Consider the following 5706-nt stretch of genomic DNA (forward strand, 5'->3'; position numbering starts at 1 on the left):
CCGCAGGCGGCCGTCAGTGGATACCGGGTGGTTGTCCACATGTGGACAACCACCCCTATTGCCGGGTACCACACCGAACGCCGGAACCCGGTGTGATCCGCTGCGGTGCTCTAGATTTCCACTCATGACATCGGTAAAGAAGCGAAATATGGGCCGCTCGGCGGTATTCGCCGCGGCGCTGGTCGCGTTGGGGGTCGCCGCTGTTCCCGCACCCGAAGCCAGGGCATTCCCGACGATGTGCGATCAGGGGTGGCGGATGGACACCCTCGTCGAAGGCGTCGGCAATCTGGAGAATCTGGACTCCGACGGCGCGGGCGGTTTCTTCGTCACCGGCCTCGTCGACGGTTACCTGGCCCATGTCTCCGCGGACGGCCGGTTCGAGAAGCTCGTCACCGGACTCGATTCTCCGGCGGGCGTCCGCGTGGCCGGCCGGTCGGTGTACTTCCTCACCGGCGACGACATCACCGACCCGCCGGGCACCCTGCAGCGCTACGACCTGGACACCGGGGAGGTCACCGTCCTGCTCACCGGGCTCAACGGCCCGAACGGCCTGCTCCTGCTCCCCGACGGCGACCTGCTGTTCAGCAATATCGGCATACGCGACACTCCCGCCGGAATCTCCCGATACCGGCCCTCGACCGGGGAGTTCACCCGCACCTGGTCCCCGGTCCCCCTACCCAACGGGCTGGCGCTGGCCCCGGACGGGCGGTCGATCTACGCGAGCAGCATCACGCTGCAGATCTTCCGCATTCCGCTGGACGCCCCGGCCGCGGCAACGATCGTCGCCGGGGTACCCGGACTCCTCGTGGTGCCCGACGATATGGAGGCCACCGCCGCCGGGGACCTCTTCGTCGCCGACCACGGCGTGGGCGCGATCTACCGGGTCGATCCCGCCACCGGGCAGGGCTGCGCGGTGGTCACCGGACTGCTCAAAGCGTCCGCCCCGGTGCGGGTACCGCCCGACGGCACCACCTCGGTGCGTATCGCCCGCGACGGCGACGGGTGGTCGCTCTACGTCACCGGTATGGACGGCGCCCTGCGGCGACTCCGCCCACCCGCCGATATCGACCTGACCCCCGCGGACCCCACCCATCGCTGACCCGTATCGGCGGTCACGGTCCCGTCTCGCCCGGCCGCGAGACGGGACCGGGCCGTGCGGACGGCGGGATGGGCCGTGACGCTCCTGTCCGGAACCGGCCGAAAGTTCTTCCGATCCGACGCTTATTGAGGACAAAAAGTGACCGCTATGGGTCATACCGTGGTTTTCAGAAGACGGAACCAGCCCCCAGTCCTCCACGGAAGGCGAAGACCATGGCCGACACCTCCACCCTCACCGGAACCGCCGACAACAACACCCTCTCCGGCGAACGCGCCGATATCCTGGCCCAGCTCGGCCAGGCCCGCTTCTTCCTGCGGTTCACCGCGCAAGGTCTCAGCGACGAACAGGCCGGTGCGCGGCCCACGCCGAGCGAGCTGTGCGTCGGCGGGCTGATCAAGCACGTCACCGCCGTCGAACGCGGCTGGGTGGACTTCATCGTGGACGGCACCTCGGCGATGAAGGATTTCGACGATCTGACCGCGGAGGATTTCGCGGACCGTGAGCACGAGTTCCGGTTGCTGCCCGGCGAGACCGTCGCCGGCGTGCTGGCGGCCTACGACGAGGTGGCGCGGCGTACCGACGATCTGATCGCGACGCTGGATCTGGATTCGACGTGGCCGCTGCCCAAGGCGCCCTGGTTCCAGGAGGGCCGGTGGTCGGCCCGCCGGGCACTGCTGCACATCATCGCCGAGACCTCCCAGCACGCCGGCCACGCCGATATTCTCCGTGAGGCCATCGACGGCCAGAAGACCATGGGCTGAGATCGGCTGCCGTCACCGGACGGTGGCCGTGCCGAAGCCGTCCCCGAGGTCCCGCGTCACACCGGCGCGGGACCTCGCATACCCCGGTCACTCGCCGAGGCGGTCCAGGACCTGTCGCTGGAGCAGGCCGTTGGTCGCCACGGCGTCACCGCCGTGCGGCCCCGGGCGACCGTCCAGTGCGGTGAAAGTGCCGCCGGCCTCCCGGACCAGGATGTCGAGTGCGGCCAGATCCCACAGCGAGACCTCCGGTTCGGTCGCGATATCCACCGCGCCCTCCGCCACCAGGCAGTAGTTGAGGAAATCGCCGTAACCGCGAACGCGCCAGACCTCGTCGGTGAGATCGATGAACTTCTCCCGCAGCCCCCGGTCGCGCCAGCCCGACAGGCTGGAGAACGCCAGGCTCGCCGAACCCAGATCGCCGACCGCCGATACCGAGAGCGGTTGCGGCGCACCGGGATGGAAACTCGACCACGCGCCCTGTCCGGCGGCGGCCCACCACCGGCGGGCCAGCGCCGGCGCGCTCACCACCCCGACCACCGGGACACCCTCCTCGAGCAACGCGATGAGCGAGGCCCACACCGGCACGCCGCGTACGAAATTCTTGGTGCCGTCGATGGGGTCCACGACCCACTGCCGACCGCTGAACTCGGCGGTACCACCGAACTCCTCCCCCAGCACCGAATCCTCGGGGCGCCCGTGCCGCAGCATCCGCCGGATCGCCTCCTCCACTGCGAGGTCGGCGTCGGAGACCGGGGTGAGGTCGGGTTTGGCGTCGACCTTCAGATCGAGTGCGCCGAACCGTTCCCGGGTGATCGCGTCCGCCTCGTCGGCCAGGCGTAGCGCGAGTTCGAGGTCGGAGGAGTGAGCAGCCACCCCCGAACACTATCGAGTCGGGCCGGGCCCGGGTGCACGCCGTGCCGCCGCCCCCGGCCGGCCGGTGCACTCAGGCCGCGAGCGCGCGGGCCGCGACCAGTGCCTCCGTCCACCAGTGCAACCGATCCAGCATGACCCGGGCCGCGGCCACGGGCTCCTCGGGTGCGAGCAGCTGCCCGTCCGCCCCGAACAACAGGTAGTACCGGGGGAAGGACACATACTCGCGCACCGTATGCGCGTCGAGTTCGTTGAAGACCTGACGCAGTTGTTCGATGGCGAGCAGACCGCCGCTTGCCCCGCTGTAGCCGACGAACGCGATCGCCTTGCCCTGCCACTGGGTGAAATGCCAGTCGATCACGGCCTTCAGCGACGCCGGAAAACTGCGGTTGTAATCAGGGGTCACGATGACGAACGCATCGGCGGCCGCGAGCCGGCCGGTCAGGTCGGCCATCCCCGCGGGCCGCCGCGGATCCGGTTCCAGGGCCGGAGGTACAGCGGGCAGCGCCAGCGTGATCTCGGCTTCGGCCAGATCGATCACATCGATCTCGAATCGGGCGTGCCGGGCGGCCTGCGCGGCGATCCACGACGCGACGACCGGCCCGAAACGGCCCTCCCGGACGCTGCCGATGATCACCGCGAGCCGCAGTGGCGTACTGGACATGCTCTACTCCTTCGCCGGGCGGTCCCGGTGACCGCCGCTCCCGCTCGAATCTGCCGGGGCGGGCATCTCCCGGGGAGACCGTGCCGAGAGTGGTACTGCCACGGCCACCCTGAGCCGGCCTCCGCGCCGTACCGTGGGATCGTGAGCGAGAACGAGATGGGGCTGTTCCTGCGCAGCCGACGCGACGCGGTGCCTCCGGCTCGGGTGGGCCTGCCCACCGGCCCGCGTCGCCGGGCGCCGGGCCTGCGCCGGTCGGAGCTGGCCACGCTGGCGGGCGTCAGCGTCGAATACATCACCCGCCTCGAACAGGGCCGCGACCGCAATCCCTCCCCGCAGGTCCTCGCCGCGCTGGCCGACGCCCTGGCACTCACGTCGGCCGAACGGGTCCACCTCTACCGCCTGACCAAGGCCGATACCGGTTTCAACTGTATGGGCCGGAACCGGCCCGACCCCGAGATCCGGGCGGCCGTGCGGGCCCTGCTCGAACAACTCGAACCCGCGGCGGCGGTCGTCGTCGACCGGCTCACTCGGGTCCTGGCCTGCACCGGCGGCTACCGGCGGCTGATGGAGCCGACCGGGGCGCTCGACGGCGAGCATTTCGCCAACCTGGCCCATTTCGCCTTCACCGACCCGCGGGCCCGGGAGATCTACCCGGACTGGGATCACCAGGCCGACCAGCTGGTGGCCACCCTCAAACAGGGCCCCTTCCGTGCCGACCCCGAGATCGCCGAGCTGGCCGACCAGCTCACCGTCACCGCGGGCGCCGCGTTCACCGACCGCGTCGCCACCGTGCCCAATCTGCCCGCGGCCACCGGCGTGACCCGGATGGCGCATCCGGCGGCCGGGCCGCTGCGACTGGCCTTCGAGACCCTCGATCTCTCCGCCGACGACGATCAGCGGCTGATCGTCCACCTGCCCGCCGACCCGGCGACGGCCGAAGCGCTGGACCGGCTGACCGGTCACCGGCCCGGCAACCTGCGCGCCGTCGCAGGCTAGGCCGGCGGGGCACCGCCCGGCGATAGGCGGACATACCGTTTCACCGTGCCGGACGGTCCTAGTAGCCTTGAACACCGTGCATCCAGACGTAACCGCCGACCTCGCCGAACTCGACGCGACCCTCAAGACCGTCGAATCGGTCCTCGATATCGAGGAGCTACGCCGTCGTATCGACGAGCTGGAGCACCAGGCCGCCGACCCCGAGCTCTGGAACGATCAGGACCACGCGCAGAAGGTCACCAGCGAACTCTCTCACGCGCAGGGTGAACTGCGCCGCGTCGAGGAGTTACGCCAGCGCCTCGAGGATCTTCCGGTGCTCTACGAGCTGGCCGAGGAAGAAGAGGGCGAAGCGAGGACCGGGGCCCTCGCCGACGCCGACGCCGAACGCGCGGATCTGCACACCGACGTGGAGGCCCTCGAGGTCCGCACCTTGCTCTCGGGTGAATACGACAAGCGCGACGCCCTGGTGAACATCCGCTCCGGCGCGGGCGGGGTGGACGCCGCCGACTGGGCCGAGATGCTGATGCGCATGTACATCCGCTGGGCCGACCGGCACAAGTACTCGGTCGAGGTCTACGACACCTCCTACGCCGAAGAGGCCGGGATCAAGAGCGCCACCTTCGCCGTGAAAACCCCTTACGCCTACGGCACCCTGTCGGTGGAGATGGGTACGCACCGGCTGGTGCGGATCAGCCCGTTCGACAACCAGGGCCGCCGCCAGACCTCGTTCGCCGAGGTCGAGGTGCTGCCGGTGGTGGAAACCACCGACCACATCGATATCGCGGAGACCGATATCCGGGTCGATGTCTACCGGTCCTCGGGTCCGGGCGGGCAGAGCGTCAACACCACCGACTCGGCGGTGCGGATCACCCATATCCCGACCGGCATCGTGGTGACCTGCCAGAACGAGAAGTCGCAGCTGCAGAACAAGGTGTCGGCCATGCGGGTGCTGCAGGCCAAACTGCTGGAGCGCAAACGCCAGGAAGAGCGCGCCCAGATGGACGCGCTCAAAACCAACGAGGGCGCCTCCTGGGGCAACCAGATGCGCTCCTACGTCCTGCACCCGTATCAGATGGTCAAGGATCTGCGCACCAACTACGAGGTCAACAATCCCTCGGCGGTGCTCGACGGCGATATCGACGGTTTCATCGAGTCCGGAATCCGCTGGCGGATGAGTACAGTTCTGCAGGAGAGCTAGCGGCGCCCGGGATCCGGAGCGCGGCAGGCCATCCGGCGCGAGTGGAAGAGCAGGTTGTCCCATGTATTCGGAGGGGACCCGGACGCTGATCGTGGCGCTGCCCTCGTTGTCCACGGAT

At 69.3% G+C, this 5706-nt stretch carries 6 protein-coding genes; 4 read left to right on the top strand and 2 right to left on the bottom strand.

Annotated features, from left to right (window positions below; all coding sequences use genetic code 11):
* Nucleotides 1-124 precede the first annotated feature (124 nt).
* Both ACWDU1_RS28600 and ACWDU1_RS28605 read left to right on the top strand, forming a co-directional pair.
* The gene (locus ACWDU1_RS28600; protein WP_450003185.1) at nucleotides 125-1099 is read left to right on the top strand and encodes an SMP-30/gluconolactonase/LRE family protein; all 975 of its coding nucleotides are present in this window, start codon (nucleotides 125-127) and stop codon (nucleotides 1097-1099) included.
* Between the two features lie 212 nt (nucleotides 1100-1311).
* Nucleotides 1312-1860: a DinB family protein gene (locus ACWDU1_RS28605; protein WP_450003186.1), complete on the top strand. Its 549-nt coding sequence runs from the start codon at nucleotides 1312-1314 to the stop codon at nucleotides 1858-1860.
* 87 nt (nucleotides 1861-1947) lie between these two features.
* On the opposite strand, the gene hisN is transcribed toward ACWDU1_RS28605, so the two are convergent.
* Together hisN and ACWDU1_RS28615 are read right to left on the bottom strand one after the other, a co-directional pair.
* Nucleotides 1948-2733, bottom strand: coding sequence for a histidinol-phosphatase (hisN, locus tag ACWDU1_RS28610; protein WP_450003188.1), 786 nt, complete (start codon nucleotides 2731-2733; stop codon nucleotides 1948-1950).
* Between the two features lie 70 nt (nucleotides 2734-2803).
* The gene (locus tag ACWDU1_RS28615) at nucleotides 2804-3394 is read right to left on the bottom strand and encodes an NADPH-dependent FMN reductase (protein ID WP_450003190.1); all 591 of its coding nucleotides are present in this window, start codon (nucleotides 3392-3394) and stop codon (nucleotides 2804-2806) included.
* Nucleotides 3395-3535: 141 nt separating this feature from the next.
* Here ACWDU1_RS28615 and ACWDU1_RS28620 point away from each other — a divergent pair, with 141 nt between their 5' ends.
* Both ACWDU1_RS28620 and prfB read left to right on the top strand, forming a co-directional pair.
* Complete coding sequence (locus ACWDU1_RS28620) at nucleotides 3536-4390, top strand: helix-turn-helix domain-containing protein (RefSeq protein WP_450003192.1); 855 nt, start codon at nucleotides 3536-3538, stop codon at nucleotides 4388-4390.
* 76 nt (nucleotides 4391-4466) lie between these two features.
* Entirely contained in the window at nucleotides 4467-5588 is a 1122-nt protein-coding gene (prfB, locus tag ACWDU1_RS28625; RefSeq protein WP_450003194.1) for a peptide chain release factor 2, read from the top strand.
* Nucleotides 5589-5706: the final 118 nt, after the last annotated feature.

It is taken from the genome of Nocardia sp. NPDC003345, assembly GCF_053589395.1.

Bases quoted from the DNA above. Each gene is read 5' to 3' on its own strand.
- ACWDU1_RS28615 (WP_450003190.1), bottom strand. From the start codon at position 3,394: ATGTCCAGTACGCCACTGCGGCTCGCGGTGATCATCGGCAGCGTCCGG.
- ACWDU1_RS28605 (WP_450003186.1), top strand. From the start codon at position 1,312: ATGGCCGACACCTCCACCCTCACCGGAACCGCCGACAACAACACCCTC.
- ACWDU1_RS28600 (WP_450003185.1), top strand. From the start codon at position 125: ATGACATCGGTAAAGAAGCGAAATATGGGCCGCTCGGCGGTATTCGCC.